Here is an 18,728-nt window from a genome sequence, read left to right on the forward strand (position 1 = left end):
AAGGATCTGATGATGACAATTTCACGCAGAGAGGGCCTCTTTGAGGCCACGCTGACCTGCAGACTTCTGGCAGTTAAGCGCTACGCGCAAACGCAGGCCGACACCACCGGAGGCGTGGGGTCTACAGTCTGGAACCCTTCGCCGATTTTTACGTGTTCGTTCAGAAATATGCCATGGCTCGTGCTGCACAGCGATGGCCTTTACGCTCAGAATGCTCACGACGCGCTGACGCCGCTTTATCAGGGAGAGGATGCCGCTCAGCTGCTCAGCTGCCTGACCGGCCTACTGACCACTGCAGCAAGAAGACGCCGCTTGTGGCGGGCCGCCGGAGGATGCGCTGTGGCTGTCGCTCTGGGGATTCTGACGTGGTTTGCGCATGTGCCGCAGACGGCCCCGGTGCCGGAAAGGGCCGGTTTACTCTCTACAGTGGGCGCTCCGGCCGCAATCACTGCACCCGACGCGCCAGGCATGGCCCCAAATGGATGGCGCACTGACACTCCAGTTCCTCAACAGCGACCAACGCAACCCCAGCAGCCGCCAGTTATCGCGCCTGCTGACGACTGGAAGCTGCCACAGAATGAGCGCGCTGAGCTGCCGGACAAACTCAGTAAAGCGGCGGCACGGGGACTATTCACCGTACCGCTGTCATCCGGCCACGCGCGCACGATTTACGTGTTCGCCGACCCGGCATGCCCGAACTGCCAGCGCATGGAGCGCCACTTTGAAACCGCTGCCGGCACCGTCAACGTGGTGATTTTTCCGGTCACCATCGAGGGTGGCGAGGCGTCGCTGAAGATGCTGACGCCGGTAATGGCACTGCCCGAGGCTGACCGTCCTGCCGCGTGGAAGCAGCTCTTTGCCGCCGATGCCGGTATCGGTGTGCCGGGCGCCGCACCGGTCGCACCGGCGGTCACCAGTGAGAACCAGGCGGAAACGGCGCGCGGGGCGATAGGCGTCAACGAGGTGGCCTTCCGGGCCTACCGGCTGCCGGGCACCCCCTGGACGATTTCAGACGACGGCCGCTACGTGCCGCAGAGCGTACTGAGCTCGCCGGCGGCGCTCGCGGACTTTTTAAACGGAGGCGATCATGGCGGACAATAACGCTGCGCTCGAGAGCGCGCGCGTCAACCGACACGCTGGCCGCTCGTGGCTCATCGACGTGATGTGTGAGACCGGCACGCTGGCCTGGGGGATGCTGGCCGCCGTGGTCGCCGGCATCGTCTGGCCCGCCACGCTGGTGCTGAGCCTGCCGGTGCTGATGTTCTGGGCGCTGGTCGTGGCGCCCGCCGGCCGCTGGAAGATGCCGATGCGCATGCCGACCGACATCAACCGGGACGACCCGTCGACCGAGCGAAAGGTGCCGGCAAAGGTGCTGGGCTTTCTGCCGGTGGCCACCGTGCGCATTCACACCAGCCGCGCGGCCGGTATCCTGTACGCAGGCTACCTGCGCGGCAGGGACGCCGGGCGGGAGCTGTGGCTTTCCATGGACGACCTGACGCGTCACGTGCTGATGTTCGGCACCACCGGTGCCGGTAAAACGGAGACGCTGCTGGGCTGGGTGTTTAACGCGCTGTGCTGGGGTAAGGGCGTCATTTTCTCTGACCACAAGGCGCAGAACGACGTGGCGCTGGCCATGATGTCGATGGCCCGCCGCTTCGGCCGTGAGGACGACCTGCGCATGATGAACTTCATCACCGGCGGTCGCTCCCGCGCGCAGGAGCTGCTGGAAGACGTGAAGGGCCGCCCGCAAACGAACACCACCAACGTGTTCGGCATCGCGCAGGAGACCTACACCATCAACCTGATGGATTCCATGCTGCCCAAAACTGGCGGCAGCGGCGGCGACTGGCAGGAAAAGGCCCGCTCCATGAACCAGGCGCTGGTGACCGCGCTGGTCTATAAGTGCCGGCGCGAGGGCACGGTGATGTCGCAGCGCACCATTCAGGCGCACCTGCCACTGCGCAAAATTGCCGGGCTCTACGTGCAGGCGGTAGAGGAGCAGTGGCACGAGGAAATCCGCGTGGCGCTGGAGAACTACCTCAGCACGCTGGCCGGCTTTGACATGGACAAGGTGGCCACGCCGTCCGAGTGGGACCCGGAGGCGAACCGCCAGCACGGCTACCTGATGCAGCAGTACACGCGCATGCTGACCCTGTTCAACGACACCTATGGTCACGTCTTTGCGCGCGACGCGGGCGACATCGACCTGAGAGACGTGGTGCACAACGACCGTATCCTGATTGTACTGGTGCCGGCGCTGGAGCTGTCCGCCACGGAAAGCAGCACGCTGGGCCGCCTCTACCAGTCTCAGCTGGCCATGATATTAAGCCAGGACCTTGGCGAAAAGCTGGAAGGGCGTCCGGAAGACAACATGAAGGTGCGCAAATTTAAGGACCGCTTTCCGCTGCTCTGGATCATCGACGAAGTGGGCGCCGGCTACAGTGAGAAGCTCGGTGAGCTGGCCACGCAGATACGTTCGCTGGGCTACTGCCTCCTGCTGGCCGGGCAGGAGGTGCAGCGCCTGAAGACGGCGGCGGGAGATGCGGTGTGGACGCTGGTCGCCAACATGGGCACGCGCATTACCGGTAAAATTATGGACCCGAAGGACACGCTGGAAATCCTGCAGCTGATGGCCGGCACCGAATACCGTGCGCACATGAGCGCGCTGGTGCAGCAGGGCAGCATCCTCGGCAGCGGTCTGAGCGATGACCCGCGCCTGCAGGTGAGCGAAAAGAAAAAGGTCGACGTGGAGGAGGTGCAGGCGCTGCAGGAGGGCGAGAACGTCACCCTGTTTAAGGGGCAGGTCATCCGCGGGAGCTCGCTTTACATTGATGACGCCGACAAGTTCACGCAGGAAGCGGTGCGCATCAACCGCTTTATGGAGGTCAGCCCGCCATCCGAAGCCCGGCTGCTGGCCACTATGCCTTATCGCCGTCGCCGCAGCTACGTGCGGGGCGACCGGGTTCAGCACATTCTGCAGGTCCTGGACGCGGCGCCGGCCGCGCAGGATACCCGTGGGCTGGTCCTGACAGACCCGGCGCTTGCCGCAGTCTGTGAATTCTCCCTCGAGTGCAAATACAGCTGGAAGCGGGCGCCCTCAGTCGCGGTGCGGTCGGCAATACTCTGGCACATGGTGCTGGAAAGCCTGCCTGCGCGGGGACGGGGCTATAAGGTCCGGCTGCGCGAACCTCGCCTGATGGGCGTGGGGCGCGAGGCAATTGAAAAAGCCGCGCAGAACTACGTGGCGCTGGCGGCTGAAAATACAAAAACGTTTAGCTAACCGATTGTCACGTATGGTTATTTACAGCGAAAGGGCTAAAGCTTTTTAGCCTTAGTCCGATAACAAGCGTGAGACTGCTCCACGGTCTGCCACTGCTTAAATAAACGTTTGTAATGCTGATCCCTTTAGGGGCCTTTAAGGCCCTCTTTTTTTGCCTCTGCAACATGAATCATCCGACTTATTGCCGGCCACTGCTGGCTTACTGCAGGAACAAAACATGAAATTAACGTTTGCAGCGATCGCTATGGCGACCTCGCTGAGCTTTGTCGCGCACGCATCAGCTGCGACGCCTTCCATTGACGTCGGATTTTCGCCTGAGGGCAGCGCGGAGCAGCTGGTCCTCCGCACGCTGGACGAGGCGCACGAGAGTATCCGCCTGATGGGCTACAGCTTCACCTCGCCCACGATCGTTAAGTCCCTGGTCGCGGCAAAACGTCGCGGTGTGGACGTCAGGGTAGTGGTGGACGACAAAGGCAACCGCAGCAAAGCGAGCCAGGCGGCAATGAACGTGGTGGTCAACGCCGGCATCCCGCTGCGCACTAACGGCCAGTACAAAATCATGCATGACAAAGTGATCATCACCGATGGCCAGAACGTGGAGCTCGGCTCGTTTAACTATACCCGGAGCGCAGCGGAGTCGAATTCCGAGAACGCGCTGGTCGTACGCGGGGTGCCCTCGCTGGCTCAAATGTACCTGACGCACTGGCAGTCTCGCTGGGATGGTGGTACGGACTGGCGATCAGCTTACTGAATTACGCCTGACAAAAGTGAGAGTGGTCCGCGCGCCAACGCTGATCACACTCCAGCTTAAAGTTAAGTCGCTGATTTATGTGTTATGTAGTATTCTCTGCAAAATTCGCTCTGAATTTAGTGGAGGAGGCAGAGATGTCGCAGTCAGCTAACGAAGTCACTTCCTCAGCAGGATCTAAGCGCCCATATCGCAAAGGTAATCCGTTAAGTGCTTCTGAAAAGCAGCAGGCAGCGGTGGCCAGAAAAAAACTGACCCATAAAGAAGTTAAGATTTTTGTGCGCAATCCAATAAAAGACCGGCTTTTGGTCGAGTGTGACAAACAAGGCATGACACAGGCTGAGTATATTGAACGTCTTTTAGAACAGGCATTTGAAGCTAGTAATAAGTAATGGTATTACTTTCTTGTCGTATGTCTGTTGAAGTGATAGATTGCAAACCGTAAAGAATTCTGGAGGGCCACGCCGCAAGGTGGCAAGAGACTGGTACTAACAGATTACTGAAGGCCAGAAAAAACGAAACCCCGATAATCTTCCTCAGTTTGGCGACTAGGTAGAAGACTAACGGGGCCCACTTATTCTGCATAGAAGCTGTTGCTCTATGCGGGGAGTATAGATTCATGCCCGAAAAACTGCAATACCCTCGGTGCGTACTCCTTCTGTGCAACATAAGCGCAGGAAGGCGTGACTGAACAGGTATCTGAAAACACTTCATTTTACCGGCAGGTAAAAAATCCGAATCCGGAATTTATTCCTGAGAAAGGAAAGAAGACCCTGCCGTTCTGCGAAAAAATCCGAGAGAAGGCGGCTGGCTTTACCCAGCGCGTCGAGTTCCAGACGCTGGTTGCAATGTCGATCGCCCGCGGCGAACGGCGTCGTCGTCCGCCGGAGCTCCGCATGCGCGCGCTGGAAGCGTCGCTGCAGGCGCTCTGCCACTACTTTAATCCGCTGGCTAACCGCGTAGGCGCCTCGCTCACAACCATGAGCATCCGCTGCGGGCTGGCCACGGAGAAAAAACGCCTCTCCATCACCCGCTTTACCGGTGCCGTTCAGTTTCTGGCGCAGCTGAAGCTCCTCACCTACAACACCGAGTACGACAAAGAGATTGGCTGCAATATCCCGACGGACATCACCTTTACGCCGCTGATGTGGCAGGTGCTGGACGTGTCGGAAGAGGCCGTTGCGGCCGCACGCCGCAGCCGCATCGAGTGGGAAAATCGCCAACGCGAGAGGAAGGGCCTGCCGCGCGCAGACGCCGGCGAGCTCATCAGCGCCGCCTGGTCGTTCGTCCGCGAACGCTTCCGTGAGTACCAGAAGTCGCGCCGTGAACACGGCATGAAGCGTCACCGAGCGCGCAAAGACGCGCCGCGTACGCGCAAGGACATCGAGCAGCTGGTGCGCCTGCAGCTGCAGAAAGAAATCCGCAACGGTCGCTTCTTTGGCAGCCTCGATGCGGTACGAGCGGAGATAGAGCATCGCGTCACCGAGCGTATGAAGCTGTCGCGCGGCCATTACGCCCGGCTCGGAGATGACCTGCTGGTCACGACCTGACGGCCGTCGCGGCATTCCCCTTTAAACGCTGGCGCATGAGCGCCGGATTACCCCTGCCTGCTTCCCGGCACCTGAAGCCGGCTTTTCACTTCTCCTGCCCAGGATTCAGCTATCCGGTTTGCGCCGGAGGCCTCCCCACGCCTGCAAAACGCCTTTCGCACAAATATCATCCACATCCGCCGTTTAGCCAGACAGCCGGAATGCGATCCGGCGCACAAAAGCACGCCGACCTCACGTCCGCAATCACCGTATCTGAGTTATCCACATTAACCACGAGAGGCTATGTATTTTATCTTCAGGCCGGAGAGGGTTTTAACCACTGAACGGGATTTTTACAAACCTCGATGATCCCTTTAAAAACACGATCTCCTTTCTTTTAAAGATCCGTTATTACTTACCTTTAAAAATAAAACCTATACGGCTGCGCCCTGTGGACAATTAAATGCCCGCCCTCGCAGCGAACTGGCGTTCGCGCCGGTTCGGTACAGCCGCTTCGCGTCTAAAGGTAGCTCCCGCAAAATTGCGGGCAAAAGGCAGCAGTTGCATCTACACCGAACTCAGTGATCACATGAGTGAAACCATTAAGAACAGACTCCACTCAGCACCGAGCGAAACCCACCCTGAAAAGCGCCGCCGCCCCGGCCCAGAGGGCCGGAACAGAATCGCTTTATAGATGGATGATGTAACTACCACAAGAATTGCTGTAATACTGAGGCCCGCGGTCTGTATCTTTCGTCTTCGACCATCAGACTAATACGCGACTGAAAGGCCACTGCTTAAACGGCGTCTGACAGGGAGGGGTTGGGCTTTCGCCACCATTGAGCCTGTAACCGGCTCTGCCGGGCTCACGGCGCCCAATGGCATTAGAGTGGTCCTTAACGATTTCTGGCGCCTCCATGCCGCTGACGCGGCATACAGTGGACAGGCTGCGCGCTGCTCGCCCGTCCGGCTCCATCTGAGAGGTAAGTGTCATGCAGGTGACTCAACAGCAGCATGCGGACATAGTGAAGGTTTACACCCTAATCGGTGCTGTCGTTATGGCGGTGGCCAACGATGGTCTGGAAACCACGCGGCGGCGGATTGCCGCATTCATCCGTGAAGAGCTGGCCAGAACGGATGCGTGGTCGCCGGAGATGAAAACGCTTATGCAGAGCGCGACAGAGACGCTGGAAATCTATCCTGCCCGGGAAGTCATGGGGCCGCATCGTGACGGCGACGGCGGGGTTCACTGATGACGCCGGATGTCATAAGATGCCTTGTTTGACGATAACTTGAACTTTCAGGCGTAATGATTCATCTGGTAAGTCGTTAATTGTGGTGTGGTGTCAGCACTCAGCCATTCACGGACGGCGTCAGCAGCGATCACTAACGGCCTGCGATCATGGATGTCGACCATGCCATGTTTCCCGTCACCCTGCTGAATTCATGGCGCTACGTGCTGACTATGGGCCTAAACGTCTTCCTCAGGCGAACCGACTGGCGCGTTTTTAACCTCATCAAGCACCCAGCTAAACTCATCGGCCCAGCTGTCTGTGATTTGCCCTTTAAACAGGCGATCCAGCCAGTTATTTTCGTTCAGTCTGTCGCTGTCCAGAATGTGAGTCGGATGATGCGAACCTGCTTCTTCGTTTGCCGGATCGTATGTATAGGAGCGCAGTTTCAGCTTCCAGCTGTGCTTTTTAAGGAAGATCAGGAAGCGCTTAAGGTTACCCGTGCCGGTGCTACCCATACCCATGCCGAGATAAAAGCGGCCCATCATCTGCCCGGAAGCAAACGAGTCGTTAACGCTGTTGTAACGGATGACGTGCAGCGGGACAAGACCGTCGCCTTTACCGTAGCGGATAAGGTGAAACTCGTAGTTGCCGGGCGTTTCCGGCAGGAAAAAGCCGGTGTAATGTCCAATATCTTCGACCGGAAACATGTCACTGGTGCCGTCCATAAGCCAGTCGGCGCTGCAGCCGGTAAATGCCTCAATGCGCTTCGCACCCTCGAACGTGATCGGTTCATGCCCGTCCATCCAGGCCAGAAGACGGGCGGGTGAATCTTCGCCGATCTGCCGGGCCAGCTCTGTCAGCGTGCCCGGACTACGGTGATGACGCCAGAAGTTGTCGGTTTTAAGCTGAAAGTGAAGCTGACGCAGGCGTTCGGCTGTGGCCTGCATCCATTCCTGCTTCAGTGTAAGACCGGTGCTGTTCGGGTAGGCATTGGCGAGTGCGTAACGCACTTCACCTTCCAGAGATCGTTCCGATCTTGAGGCCGTGCGGGAAATGCGCTCGTGCAGATCGTCAGGCAGGTTGCGTATGTTAATCGACGGCATTATCTTACCTCTGTCATTTTGGTTTCATTGTGACTCCACTGAAATCAATATGACATCATATTGATTTCAGTGAAAGCGTTATGACAGTGCTTTTATTTTTTTCGGCTTCCTCTCACGCTCATTGCGGTTTACCGGCAGAACCGGATCTTGTCTCCCCGGCGGCAGATTTTTGCGCGAATAACTACATGTAGTGGCTGTTTCAGCTGCTCTAGGCACTACATACGGGGCGCGCCGGGCGGACGCGGCTGCTGAACGGCGCTGTTCCCCGCCGGCGGCGCGTGCTACGCTTCCGGGAAAGTAACTAATCATGTAGAAAGCGGATCCGGCGGAAACAGGGTTCAGGTAATGAATTTTAAAAAAGCGTATGCTGCCCGTCTGTAATTGCTGTAGCTATTCTTAACAGGGAGACGTGATGAAAACTGGACTGCTGTCAATGAGTTTACTGGCCACCATGCTGCTTGCCGGTTGCGATGCGAGCGCGAAGAGCATTGACTGGTACAAAGAGCACGATAATGAGCGGGCAGCTAAATTTGAGGAGTGCAGAAAATCCTCCGATCCGCGCGGCACTGAAGACTGCCGTAATGCCATAGATGCCACCGTCCATGGCGGCTCTTTCACAAAGAGTCCGGTTAAAAGCTGGTAAATCCTGCCCCGGCGCTGCCGGGCTGTTTATTTCGCCCCTTTCCGATCGTTCGTTAATTCGCTCGCACTGCAAAAGAAAAGACCTCTGACAGGCTGAGGTCTGTCACATTGTTACGTCCTGCTATCACGACCCGTTAAAATACTGGTTTGCATCATTCATGGCCAAACACCTGAGTGATCGCCTGATTTTGTAACTATAAGCCCGGTCTGAACTGGCGAACGTAAATCACGCGGTTATGGTTAATTACTGCGGACAGTACAATACGGTTTTTTCTCCTGCCATTGGCTCACAAAACCGGACGTATGCCCGGGATTTTGCAGACATTAATGAGTAAGAAGGGAGCATAACGATGGCCTTTCAGAGCCCCGCACAGAATTACGTTGAGACGCGTCTGAATCTTGGTGACCTCGTTCATCTGTCACCCTATTCGACCTATCTGATGCGCAGCGACAGTGATTTTCCTGACGCCGGCATCGTGAAAGGTTCAGTGCTGGCCATCGATCGTGCGCTGATGCCATCGCATGGCCAGCTTATCGTGGCGGAGGTCGACGGTGAGCTGTCGCTACGGCGTCTGCTTCTCAATCCCGTTCCCGCCCTGCAGGCGCTGGATGCGGATGAGACCGTCACGCTTATCGATGTGAGCCAACCGCTGCCCGTCTGGGGCGTTGTGGCCTATTCCCTCACCGATGTGGCCGGCCTGGGGTTTAGCGGACCGGCGGGAGAGTGACCATGTTTGCCCTGGCCGATGCCAACAACTTTTACGCTTCCTGTGAAACCATATTCAGGCCCGACCTTCGGGGCCGGCCTGTCGTGGTGGTATCCAACAACGACGGCTGCGTTATCGCGCGTTCGGCAGAGGCGAAGCGCATGGGTATTAAAATGGCCGCTCCGCTGTTCCAGAACGAACGCTTCTTTCGTGAGAATCGCGTGCATGTGTTCAGCTCCAACTATGAGCTGTACGGCGACATGTCGGCGCGGATGATGGCCATACTGGGGGAGATGGCAGCCGGGCAGGAAGTCTACTCCATTGACGAAAGCTTCCTTGACGTCACCGGCATTGGCAGCCTCATTCCGCTGGAAACGTTCGGGCAGCAGATGCGCGCGCGCATCCGGCAGGAAACCGGGCTGATTATCGGCGTTGGGTTTGGGCCGACTAAAACGCTGGCCAAACTTGCCAACTACGCAGCGAAGAAGTGGACGCAGACAAACGGCGTGGTAGACCTCTCCGACCGGAGCCGGCAGCGGAAGCTGCTGCAGCTGATCGACGTCAGCCACATCTGGGGTATCGGACGGCGCATCAGCGTCCGGCTGAATCAGCTGGGCATCAACACGGGCCTGCAGCTGGCGGACAGCAACGTCAGTATGATACGTAAAAACTTTGACGTTATCGTTGAGCGCACCGTGCGGGAGCTCAACGGTGAGTCGTGCCTCGCCCTTGAGGATGCACCGCTACCTAAACAGCAGATCGTCAACTCCCGGTCGTTTGGCCAGCGCGTTACTCATCTGGAGGATATGCAGCAGGCTGTCGTACTTTATGCCACCCGCGCAGCAGAGAAGCTCAGGGAGCAGCAGTCACACTGCCGACACATTAGCGTGTCGATCGCAACCGGACGTCACGGAAGTGAGCCACAGTATTCCAACACAGCCTCACGCATCAGCGATTATCCCACGAATGACACGCGCGATATTATTGAGTTAGCGCTCAGTGGACTCAGCACTATCTGGCGGGAAGGCTACCGGTACGCAAAAGCCGGCGTCAGTCTGGCCGATTTTTATCAGTCGGGTGTGGCGCAGTATGACATGTTCAGCGAACAGCAGCCGCGTGCAAACGCCGATGCGCTGATGTCAGCTCTCGATAAGATAAATCGTTCCGGGAGGGGAAAGGTCTGGTTTGCAGGGCAGGGAGCGCGTGACAGCAGCTGGCAGATGAAAAGAGAAATGCTCTCGCCCAGATACACGACGCGACTCAGTGATATTCCACTGATCAAATAAATCACTTCCGGACGATTCTTTAAACACCATTCTTATTAGCGGAAATACTGAGTAAATGCCGCGGAGACAATCATTTCAACCCGCTTTTGTTTTACGCCAGAGGTTTAGTGCTTCGGTACGCCTGCTCATTACTTGTTTACGAGGATGAAGTATTTCTTACTGAACGGGTTCAATAAGCTCACTACCCTGATTATGGATGTTGCCCACCTTCGCGCTTATGGGGTGCCAGGTGAAGTCCTTCTCCGGAATGGCCGCATCACGTGCGATTTCTTCTGCCCGTCGTGGTGTGGTGTCAGCACTCAGCCATTCACGGACGGCGTCAGCAGCGATCACTAACGGCCTGCGATCGTGGATGTCGACCATGCCCTGGTTGCTCGATGAGGTCACAATGACAAACCCTTCCTTACCGTGGTCCTGTCCGTAAGGCTGCTTACCGATGGCGGCAAAAAACAGGGGATGTTTTTTTCTGTGGTAGATGAAGAACGGCTGCTTTTTCCCGCCCTCTTTTTGCCATTCAAACCAGCCGTCAGCCGGCACAATGGCGCGCCCGTGGTTCCACAGCGGCTTAAACATGCGGCCGCTCGCTGCCGTTTCGCCGCGTGCGTTAATGAGCGGCTGCTTATCCCACCACTCCGGGCCGTAACCCCAGAACACGGGATCGAGGTGCAGCGCATCCTCACGCTCGCTGAGGAGCAGCACCTTTGTGCCTGGCGCCACGTTGAAGCGGCCAATGGGCTCCGGATCAAACGTGATTTCGTCTGGTTTCAGTCCGAGTGCGTCAAAATATTCATCACGGCTGCTGTACTGCGCAAATCGTCCACACATAGACACCTCCTGCTGTAAGGATAGCGGGGTATACTGACGTCAGGAGGATTTAACATGAAACACAATTTAGCCGCACGAAGCACGGAAGAACGCGCAAAGGTCAACGTGGATCTTGCCGCCTCAGGCGTGGCGTACAAAGAGCGCCTTAACCTTCCCGTTATCCCGGCCGAAGCTGAAAGGCAGCAGCCAGAGGAATTGCGTGAATACTTCAGGGAGCGGCTGCAGTATTACCGTAATCTGGCACTGCAGTTCCCGCGCGGGACCGATCCGGTTTATCAAAAGGAACCGAAGGGAGAATGAAAGGCGATGACGTCCGGGGCAGGTATGGACATAAGCCCCCTGGCAGGGGCCCGGTTTACTTCTGATGCGATGAGGCTGGCGATCCCAGCATAATGCCGATCATCGAGAGCCCGGTAATAAACAGCCCTGCAATCACGATCACGCCGGTCAGCTCTGTAACCTGATTCATGTCCATCCATGAGTTCATCAGATGAGCGCCGTCATTCAGCAACGTGCGTAACCCTGCCGGCAGCCAGGGCGACAGAGCCTGGGCGCCGCCGTCAATTAATTTCGTCAGTTCATTGGACATGGTTTCGTTTACCCCGGACAAATCAGTGGCGAATTTTTGCGAGATCGTCGTCTGACAGCCCGGTCAGTTCCCTTACCGACTCCAGCGGAATGCCTTTTGCCAGCAGGTTGCGGGCAACCTCCATTTTACCTTCCTGCCGCCCTTCCTGACGCCCTTCCATGCGCCCTTTCTCCAGGCCCTTCTGCTCAAGCTGCTGTGCAATCGTCATCAGTTCGTCCTCATGCTCCGGCACTCTCTGCGCCAGGTTGCGTACGAAGGCTTCGGCATCGTCGGCTTCGCCCGCCTGTACGAGGTAGTTTATCAGCGAAACCAGCTGCTGTCCCGTCAGGTGACCGGCCATCAGGGTGGCGGCCAGCCGGTCCAGCAGGTCGTCACGGTCGCGCTGGTGAATGTGCTTTTGCAGCAGGGTAAGCGCCGCCATGCTGCGGTGGTTCATGATCTCCTCGTCCGGGATAACCGTGACGTCGACCAGCGGGAACGGTGCGCCGTAGAGGCTTTCGGCCAGCGCCGTCCGGTGTAGAACAGCAAGAGGATGACCAGCGGCAGCTTTTTATGGCCAGCGTCGAGGTGGCGCTGCATGGCGGCCACGGCGTAGCGCATCAGGCGGAACGCAATGCGGCGGTCGGGCGTCGACAGGTGCCCGATGAGCACGTGAATGTAGCCGTCGCCGGCTGCAGTCTTCAGGCTTTGGATCAGCATATGGCTGAAGTAGGCTTTCTCCATGAATCAGCCAGAATCCAGCTTGGGCCCGATTGGCGATCGGACATTAGGCTGCCTTCAGCGCATTTTTCTACTACAAGAGCCCGTAAAGGATTGATGTAATACCTGTGACTAGGGCTTTTAAATTATCGCCTCAGTGGTATCGCATTAGGGTAACTCAGTTAAATGAAATCCACGGGAAAAAGCCTATAGAGTGGGAGTACACCCTGTTGCGGCAACACGCCGGTTCAGGCTGTATATTTTTAAGTCGCTTTTATTTGACACTTTACTCTAATGTGACTAATCTAAGTGTCAAAGAGAGGTGAATATGACTAGCACTATTCAAAAAGAATCCCGCAAACCATTGCCAGCAGAGCAAATGGTCGTGGTTGACCGGTTATCAAATCTGGCAGTTGAGTTAGTGGCAAAACTAGCTGAAAAAAAACAGCTAACCACCGCTCGCAACATGACAGATAACGAGCTGGCTAAACTTTTTTTTGAAACCCAACTAGACCGGTCTTCTGAAATGTCGCCGCGTGAAAAACGCAAAATGGATCATCTAAATGAAAGCGCGGTCAAATTTGCAGAGCGTCTGAAAAGACTTGGCGGAACATGCCGGGCAAGTACAGCAGCTGACATCCTCGGTGTAAGAAGACAGACAATTAACAATCGACTGAAAGCAAACAAATTACTGGCAGTGCAGGTAGGAGGCGAGAGCAAATTCCCGGCATTCCAGTTTGATGGAAACCGCATGGTTGAAGGGCTGGAAGAAGTATTATTGTTGCTTGGAGATTTTAGCCCAGTCACCAAAACCTCGTTCCTGACTGCAATGTATTTTTTCGATGATGAAAAAAATTTAAATGTCATTGATGCGCTAAAAAAATACGGCACGGCAGGTGAGCACATGAAAGAGATCCGAAAACAAGCCGCTCTCTTCGGTCGTCAGGCCTCCCATTGAAAAAAGGCCCCTTAGGGCCTTTTATTTACGAATCATCTGCAGTCACATCAAACTGTAGTGTTTCCACCACAATCTCAAATCCATCAATGTTTTCTTCCTGCCAGTTTTGAGGGAAATTATCTGGGTTCGAATCAACATGTGAATAAACGGAACTATTCATGACATCAGCTAAGGGGCCTGTCTCCCCCTCACGTTTCCAGAAGGCAGTACACATCCCCACACCGTAATGTCTGGAACTATACGAAACTCCGTCATACTGTAACCCTGGAGTGTTCGCAGCCCAATCGGTAACGGCTTGTGTAATGTCCTGTCGATCACCCATCGTCTGATCAGCAGTAATATGCAACATACCCTGCAACTTCGTCATGTTGATGGTTCTCGTATCACGAGTCGTCTCTAGCGTATACATCTGAGCCTTGTGTAAATCACTCAAACCAAGAGTAAAATTCTCCGGGTCACGTTGGTAGATTCTTCCCAACGATTCAGCTATTGCAGCGGCGGCGTTATCTGCGGCGTAGCAGATACCTGTGCGGCCCGTAGGGTCGTTGTAGCGACCTAACGGTTCTGGGGGCATCGGTGCGCCATAATGAACACCTGAAGGATATTCGTCCCATTGCCAGCGCATTTGTTTAGTGCCTTTCTCACGAATGTTACTTGGAACACGCCCCTGCATTTCTAACTGGTTTAACTGCTCATGGATGGAATCTCCATTCGTTCTCTTTCTTGTAGCCACGGTACACCTCTGTTTCTTTCAAAAATTATTTGAGCCATACATTCACCATTACTGGGATATAGGGAATTGATTGGCTTACGTGCTTGCCCGTAAGCCACTTACCTTTTTAAGGGCATCCGCATCTTAGGTTCTGTGGAACGTAGTTTCAACGATATGATTTATATGGCTTCTATTTAAAAGGATTGACAAAGAGAGCAACTAAATCGTGGTAATCGAGGCTTAGTAAACATACAGCACGAAAACGGCATAAAGAGAGTGGATGTGTGTCCAATTGCTATAGATAATCCTGCTCAAAAATCAGGCTTACCAATAGCAATTTTAGCTCTGTAACCTGCATTAGTAATTGGAACTTCTGGTGCTGGATCAGCGTCAGAAAGTTGTGACTTCATGCGACGCGCTGATGGCTATGCGCTTTTCCGGAAGCAGGGAAGGGGCTATGTGGCCTGAATATTATTTATTTGATTGCAAAAGCAGGGAGGAAAGAATAGATGCCAGATAACGATATTACATTAACTATATGATATTTAACATAAATAACATTGTGTGCATTTTGGCTGTAGCGGCTAAATTCAGATGTCCGCCTCGAAGATGCGGATATTTTGTTGGACTGATTATGTTGAAATCCTCAGATGCTGCCAGTACTTCACCGGCTCAATGCACCTAATGAGATTTTAATACGCTTCTCGTTATACCAGCGTATGTACCTGACCGGGAAGCACATAAAATTTTCCAGCGTTGCACCCGCCCAGTTTCTGCCGTAGTACATTTCATTTTTGATCCGCCCGAAGAAACCTTCGCATGCTGCGTTATCCGATGAGCAAACTTTGCGCGACATGGACCTTATAAGTCCCGACAAGTTGATACGATCAAGGCAGCCCGGCCATCGATAATGACTGCCTCTGTCGCTGTGTATCAACGGCTTTTCATTTCTGTGAGCGTATCGATCGCATCATCCAGCATGGTATTCACCAGCTTTGCGTCCGGCCGCGTTCCGATCGTCCTGCTCACCACTTTGCCGTCAAAGGGGGGGCGGACAATTAAAGTTAGCATCAATAGGATTTTAATAGCTTAAAATTTTGGGGAAGCTTTCGAAGGTGTTTTGCAAAATATGCCATACCCTAATGATCACCACCGCAGGTTACAGAAATGAAAAAATCCATATGCCAGTCCAGTTTGAGCATATTAACTGCCCCTGACCTTCATTCTTGTGAGGCTTCCACCGCTGCAGACGGTTTGCACCGCCTGCGGTGTTCTGAGATGAAGACATAACATCCGCCGGCCACCACCAGGCCTGTGCCTGCAAACGTTACGGTATCGGGTAAGGTGCCGGTCGCAATGTATCCGATCAGCACTGACCATATAAGTGTGGTGTAGTCAAAAGGCGCCAGGAGTGAAGCATCAGCATAACGGAGACTCAGTGTTAGCAGGATCTGGGTGATGCCACCAAACAAGCCACACTCCGTCAGCAACAGCCACTGGTACCCCTCGGGCAGTTTCCAGCCACCCGCTAAGGTGGTGAGTGAAGTCGACGCCGTCATAACCGCAAACCAGAACGCGATAGCGCCAGGTTTTTCCCGCTGGTTCAGATAGCGGATCTGAACGGACGCGCCAGCTGTGCACAGGGCCGCACCGAGCGGAAGAAGTAGCCCCGGCCCCGCGCCGAATGATAACGATGCCTGCGTCCGCGATAGGTAACCGGAGAGCATAATCAGTATACCCGCAAAGCCGGCGATGACAGCTATCCAGCGCTGAAAACTGACCATTTCACGGAGTATGACTGCGGCAAGAATGACGGTAAAAAGCGGTGCTGAGTAGTTGATGACGGTCGCGTCAGCAAGAGAAATGTATAAAAGAGACAGGTAGCTGAGATACATACCGCCGGTTCCGGCAAGGCCGCGCAGAAAATGGCCCGGAATATTTCGTGTACGTATTCCCTCAAGCACACCTCCACTCCGGCTGAGCCAGAACAGCATGGGCAACAACGCCCCAACAAAACGGAAAAAAATCACTTCACCTACCGGAGCAGCCCCCCGCTAGACCTTTAACGCAGGCCAGCATTAATGTTGAACTCAGCGCCGCCAGAACCTCCATGGAAATGCCTGTCGATGCTCCGCCCATCGGGTCTAAGTCCTGTTTTTTATTGGTATGTTTACGCTATCCCGCTTTCAAAGAAATTATCTGCCGTTAATGGCAGTTTACTGGCAGAAAGTTGGGTTATTCAAAGCATACAGCATCCCTGGCTCTGGCGCCCTAATCAGGCAGTCCGTCTGCGTACAACCACTGTTTTACAGCACTGACTCCGGAATGCATTCCTCCAGAGTCAGGCTGTCGTTCATCTATGTCAGGCGCATTCGAGCACTGAGCGCTTCATCGTTCCGGCCAGGTTCTCCAGTAAATTTTTCAGCATCTGCACGGCGAGCATGACGCTCTGCAGGTTGTAATAAAGTGGGGCGTCATGCTGAATCAGATACTCTTCAAATTCCCTGTTCCGAAGTAAGCTCATAGCTGAGTTAATCTGTTCCCGGAGATGATTGCAGTTATTCATGTAAACATCCAGAGACTGATAATTCCCATCGGTCAGCTGGTGAAGCAGGATATTTACCTGCTCAAACTGCGTCATCAGCTCGCGATGATGCTTACCGTGTTTAATGAATTCATTAATATCCATGATTTCCCCATGAAATAAAGCACCCATCAGAAACGCTGCCAGTTCGCGCTGTCAGGCTTGCTGTAAGACGATCGGATCGGTACGTGCAGACGAGTGGGTTCAACAGGAATAACACTTTCTGGCGATGCTGACTCCACACCTGCGATGCCGGGAAGAGAAAACTGCCTGACCAGACCAGAAAGCGTCTGCGCCTGATCCTGAAGCGAGGCGGAGGCCGCGGACGCTTCCTCTACCAGCGCCGCATTCTGCTGGGTAACATCGTCCATCTGACTGATGGCGAGGTGCACCTGAGTAATGCCGGTATTCTGCTCTTCTGCCGCGGCCGCAATGTCACTGACCAGATCGTTGACCTGACGGAACGCTGTCTTAAGTTCCGACATATTCTCCTCAACCGCCTCGGCCTGAATGGCGCCGGATTCCACAAGGTTATAGGATGTATCGATGAGGTGTTTTATCTCGCGTGCGGCCTGCGTAGACCGCTGGGAAAGGCTACGTACCTCCCCCGCGACAACGGCGAAGCCCTTGCCCTGTTCTCCAGCCCTCGCAGCTTCTACGGCTGCGTTCAGTGCAAGGATGTTGGTCTGAAAAGCGATGCCCTCAATCAGGGTGACAATTTCCGTGACCTTTTTCGAACTGCTCCTGATTTCCGCCATGGTATTCAGCATACTTCCCAGTGATGCCGCACTGGAGTCTGAAAGTTGAGCAGCATTACCGGACAGCAGGCTCGCCTGACGCGTATTTTCGGCCGTCTGACGGACCGTTTCGCTCAGTTCCGCCATGCTGGCCGCCGTCTGCTCAAGCGAGGCTGCCTGCTGCTCGGTACGGGAGGATAAATCTTCATTGCCGGCTGCAATCTGTGCTGAAGCCGAACTTACCGCATGGGAAGATGTACTGACGGCGTCCAGCGCGGTACTGACACGAAGCAGGAGCTGGTTGAATGCCTTTGCCATGACCCCGACTTCATCTCTGCGGCTGTCGTCAGCCGTCACGCTCAGGTCCAGTCGGTCACCCGCGTGCAGCATGATTTCACTGATATGTTGCAGGCTCCGGCGAATACGCAGCAGGGTGAAAACGGTCAGCGTGCCAAGCAGCACGACAGCAAGCGTCACCCCGCTAGACATTCCCCAGAGGGTCCACTTAAAAATCTCGTGGTTGATACGGCGCAGCCCTTCTGAAAGCGAGATATTGAGCACCAGCTGTTGACGATACCCTTCTTTCAGCTCGGCGATGGCACCGCCGATGCCGCTTCCGTTCTCTAGCATGCTAAGCGTAACGTCATCCTGATGCGCGCGGGACGCACTGAGGAAGGCCGGCAGCCTTGACTCAACGAGCCGGATTGTGGCCAGCCCCTTTTCGGTCATCTTTTTGTCTTCATCGCTGGATACATCGTTTTTCAGGTAATAGTCCGCCAGCGTGCGGATATCCGCGATCCTTTGCGTAATGTCCTTCTCAACGGCCGGCATGCGCGCGTTGTCAGTCTGACTCTGATGCCGGTAAAGCGTCAGGGAAAGCCGGTTGCTGCGATCCATGAGCTCCCCCAGGTCCTTTATAGAAGGAATAGCATTATCCTGGACGTATTCAAAACGATCCTGGAATCCGGAAAGCAGTTGCACTGAAATAATACCGGTCACAACGAGCGAAGCGGAGAGTAAAAAAAAAGCCAGGGTCAGCCTTTGCGTAATGTTCATTATTTTTTTCACCTGGTAAAAGTTACAATTAAAAGGAT

Annotated in this window: 18 protein-coding genes and 3 pseudogenes; 12 read left to right on the top strand and 9 right to left on the bottom strand. The window is 55.0% G+C overall.

Going from position 1 to position 18,728, the window contains the following annotated elements; all coding sequences use genetic code 11:
• Positions 1-9: 9 nt before the first annotated feature.
• The 7 genes from K5Y33_RS23025 to K5Y33_RS23055 all read left to right on the top strand — a co-directional run bounded on the left by K5Y33_RS23025 (position 10) and on the right by K5Y33_RS23055 (position 6,810).
• Entirely contained in the window at positions 10-1,101 is a 1,092-nt protein-coding gene (locus K5Y33_RS23025; protein ID WP_255610411.1) for a thioredoxin fold domain-containing protein, read from the top strand.
• Positions 1,088-3,280, top strand: a complete 2,193-nt coding sequence (gene trbC, locus K5Y33_RS23030) for an F-type conjugative transfer protein TrbC (RefSeq protein ID WP_222235211.1) — start codon at positions 1,088-1,090, stop codon at positions 3,278-3,280. The genes K5Y33_RS23025 and trbC overlap by 14 nt, the downstream gene beginning before the upstream one ends.
• Positions 3,281-3,497: 217 nt before the next feature.
• Entirely contained in the window at positions 3,498-4,031 is a 534-nt protein-coding gene (locus tag K5Y33_RS23035; protein ID WP_222235212.1) for a phospholipase D family protein, read from the top strand.
• A 134-nt stretch (positions 4,032-4,165) separates the two neighbouring features.
• On the top strand, positions 4,166-4,420 hold the full coding sequence (gene repA, locus K5Y33_RS23040) for a replication regulatory protein RepA (RefSeq protein WP_222235213.1): 255 nt from the start codon (positions 4,166-4,168) through the stop codon (positions 4,418-4,420).
• Between the two features lie 227 nt (positions 4,421-4,647).
• Positions 4,648-4,719 (top strand): hypothetical protein, encoded by a 72-nt coding sequence (locus K5Y33_RS23830; protein WP_222213971.1) that lies wholly within the window; start codon positions 4,648-4,650, stop codon positions 4,717-4,719.
• Positions 4,712-5,578, top strand: coding sequence for a plasmid replication initiator RepA (repA, locus tag K5Y33_RS23050; RefSeq protein WP_222235214.1), 867 nt, complete (start codon positions 4,712-4,714; stop codon positions 5,576-5,578). Before K5Y33_RS23830 ends, repA (K5Y33_RS23050) begins: the two co-directional genes overlap by 8 nt.
• A gap of 971 nt (positions 5,579-6,549) precedes the next feature.
• Entirely contained in the window at positions 6,550-6,810 is a 261-nt protein-coding gene (locus tag K5Y33_RS23055) for a DUF2767 family protein (protein ID WP_222235215.1), read from the top strand.
• 218 nt (positions 6,811-7,028) lie between these two features.
• Here the strand turns inward: K5Y33_RS23055 and K5Y33_RS23060 are convergent, their stop codons facing one another.
• Complete coding sequence (locus tag K5Y33_RS23060; RefSeq protein ID WP_222235216.1) at positions 7,029-7,895, bottom strand: hypothetical protein; 867 nt, start codon at positions 7,893-7,895, stop codon at positions 7,029-7,031.
• Between the two features lie 412 nt (positions 7,896-8,307).
• Here K5Y33_RS23060 and K5Y33_RS23065 point away from each other — a divergent pair, with 412 nt between their 5' ends.
• The 3 genes from K5Y33_RS23065 (at position 8,308) to umuC (ending at position 10,530) form a co-directional block, all read left to right on the top strand.
• Positions 8,308-8,538, top strand: coding sequence for an EexN family lipoprotein (locus K5Y33_RS23065; protein ID WP_255610412.1), 231 nt, complete (start codon positions 8,308-8,310; stop codon positions 8,536-8,538).
• A gap of 349 nt (positions 8,539-8,887) precedes the next feature.
• A complete protein-coding gene (locus K5Y33_RS23070; RefSeq protein WP_222235217.1) occupies positions 8,888-9,265 on the top strand; it encodes a peptidase in 378 nt (125 codons plus the stop codon).
• Positions 9,266-9,267: 2 nt separating this feature from the next.
• Positions 9,268-10,530: a translesion error-prone DNA polymerase V subunit UmuC gene (gene umuC, locus K5Y33_RS23075; protein ID WP_222235218.1), complete on the top strand. Its 1,263-nt coding sequence runs from the start codon at positions 9,268-9,270 to the stop codon at positions 10,528-10,530.
• Between the two features lie 156 nt (positions 10,531-10,686).
• Here umuC and K5Y33_RS23080 read toward each other — a convergent pair whose 3' ends face one another.
• Complete coding sequence (locus tag K5Y33_RS23080) at positions 10,687-11,355, bottom strand: SOS response-associated peptidase family protein (protein WP_222235219.1); 669 nt, start codon at positions 11,353-11,355, stop codon at positions 10,687-10,689.
• Between the two features lie 54 nt (positions 11,356-11,409).
• On the opposite strand from K5Y33_RS23080, the gene K5Y33_RS23085 reads away from it, so the two are divergent.
• Positions 11,410-11,655 carry a DNA polymerase III subunit theta gene (locus K5Y33_RS23085; protein WP_222213582.1) on the top strand — a complete coding sequence of 82 codons (246 nt, stop codon included), beginning with the start codon at positions 11,410-11,412 and terminating at the stop codon, positions 11,653-11,655.
• Between the two features lie 55 nt (positions 11,656-11,710).
• Here K5Y33_RS23085 and K5Y33_RS23090 read toward each other — a convergent pair whose 3' ends face one another.
• Both K5Y33_RS23090 and K5Y33_RS23095 read right to left on the bottom strand, forming a co-directional pair.
• The gene (locus tag K5Y33_RS23090; protein ID WP_222235220.1) at positions 11,711-11,944 is read right to left on the bottom strand and encodes a hypothetical protein; all 234 of its coding nucleotides are present in this window, start codon (positions 11,942-11,944) and stop codon (positions 11,711-11,713) included.
• A gap of 22 nt (positions 11,945-11,966) precedes the next feature.
• A pseudogene (locus K5Y33_RS23095) lies at positions 11,967-12,661 on the bottom strand (Rpn family recombination-promoting nuclease/putative transposase); the annotation flags it as partial.
• A 310-nt stretch (positions 12,662-12,971) separates the two neighbouring features.
• Here K5Y33_RS23095 and K5Y33_RS23100 point away from each other — a divergent pair.
• Entirely contained in the window at positions 12,972-13,601 is a 630-nt protein-coding gene (locus tag K5Y33_RS23100; protein ID WP_222213578.1) for a DNA-binding protein, read from the top strand.
• A gap of 25 nt (positions 13,602-13,626) precedes the next feature.
• On the opposite strand, the gene K5Y33_RS23105 is transcribed toward K5Y33_RS23100, so the two are convergent.
• From K5Y33_RS23105 to K5Y33_RS23125, 5 genes and pseudogenes are all read right to left on the bottom strand, one after another.
• The gene (locus tag K5Y33_RS23105; RefSeq protein ID WP_370634161.1) at positions 13,627-14,334 is read right to left on the bottom strand and encodes an RES domain-containing protein; all 708 of its coding nucleotides are present in this window, start codon (positions 14,332-14,334) and stop codon (positions 13,627-13,629) included.
• Between the two features lie 611 nt (positions 14,335-14,945).
• Positions 14,946-15,357: pseudogene (locus tag K5Y33_RS23110) on the bottom strand (transposase); the annotation flags it as partial.
• A 176-nt stretch (positions 15,358-15,533) separates the two neighbouring features.
• Positions 15,534-16,452 (bottom strand): annotated as a pseudogene (locus tag K5Y33_RS23115) (DMT family transporter).
• A gap of 223 nt (positions 16,453-16,675) precedes the next feature.
• Positions 16,676-17,002, bottom strand: a complete 327-nt coding sequence (locus K5Y33_RS23120; protein WP_222235221.1) for a hypothetical protein — start codon at positions 17,000-17,002, stop codon at positions 16,676-16,678.
• 26 nt (positions 17,003-17,028) lie between these two features.
• Positions 17,029-18,690, bottom strand: a complete 1,662-nt coding sequence (locus K5Y33_RS23125) for a methyl-accepting chemotaxis protein (protein WP_222235273.1) — start codon at positions 18,688-18,690, stop codon at positions 17,029-17,031.
• Between the last annotated feature and the right edge of the window lie 38 nt (positions 18,691-18,728).

Source organism: Pantoea sp. DY-17, from assembly GCF_019795975.1.
GTDB classification, from domain to species: Bacteria; Pseudomonadota; Gammaproteobacteria; order Enterobacterales; family Enterobacteriaceae; genus Pantoea; species Pantoea leporis.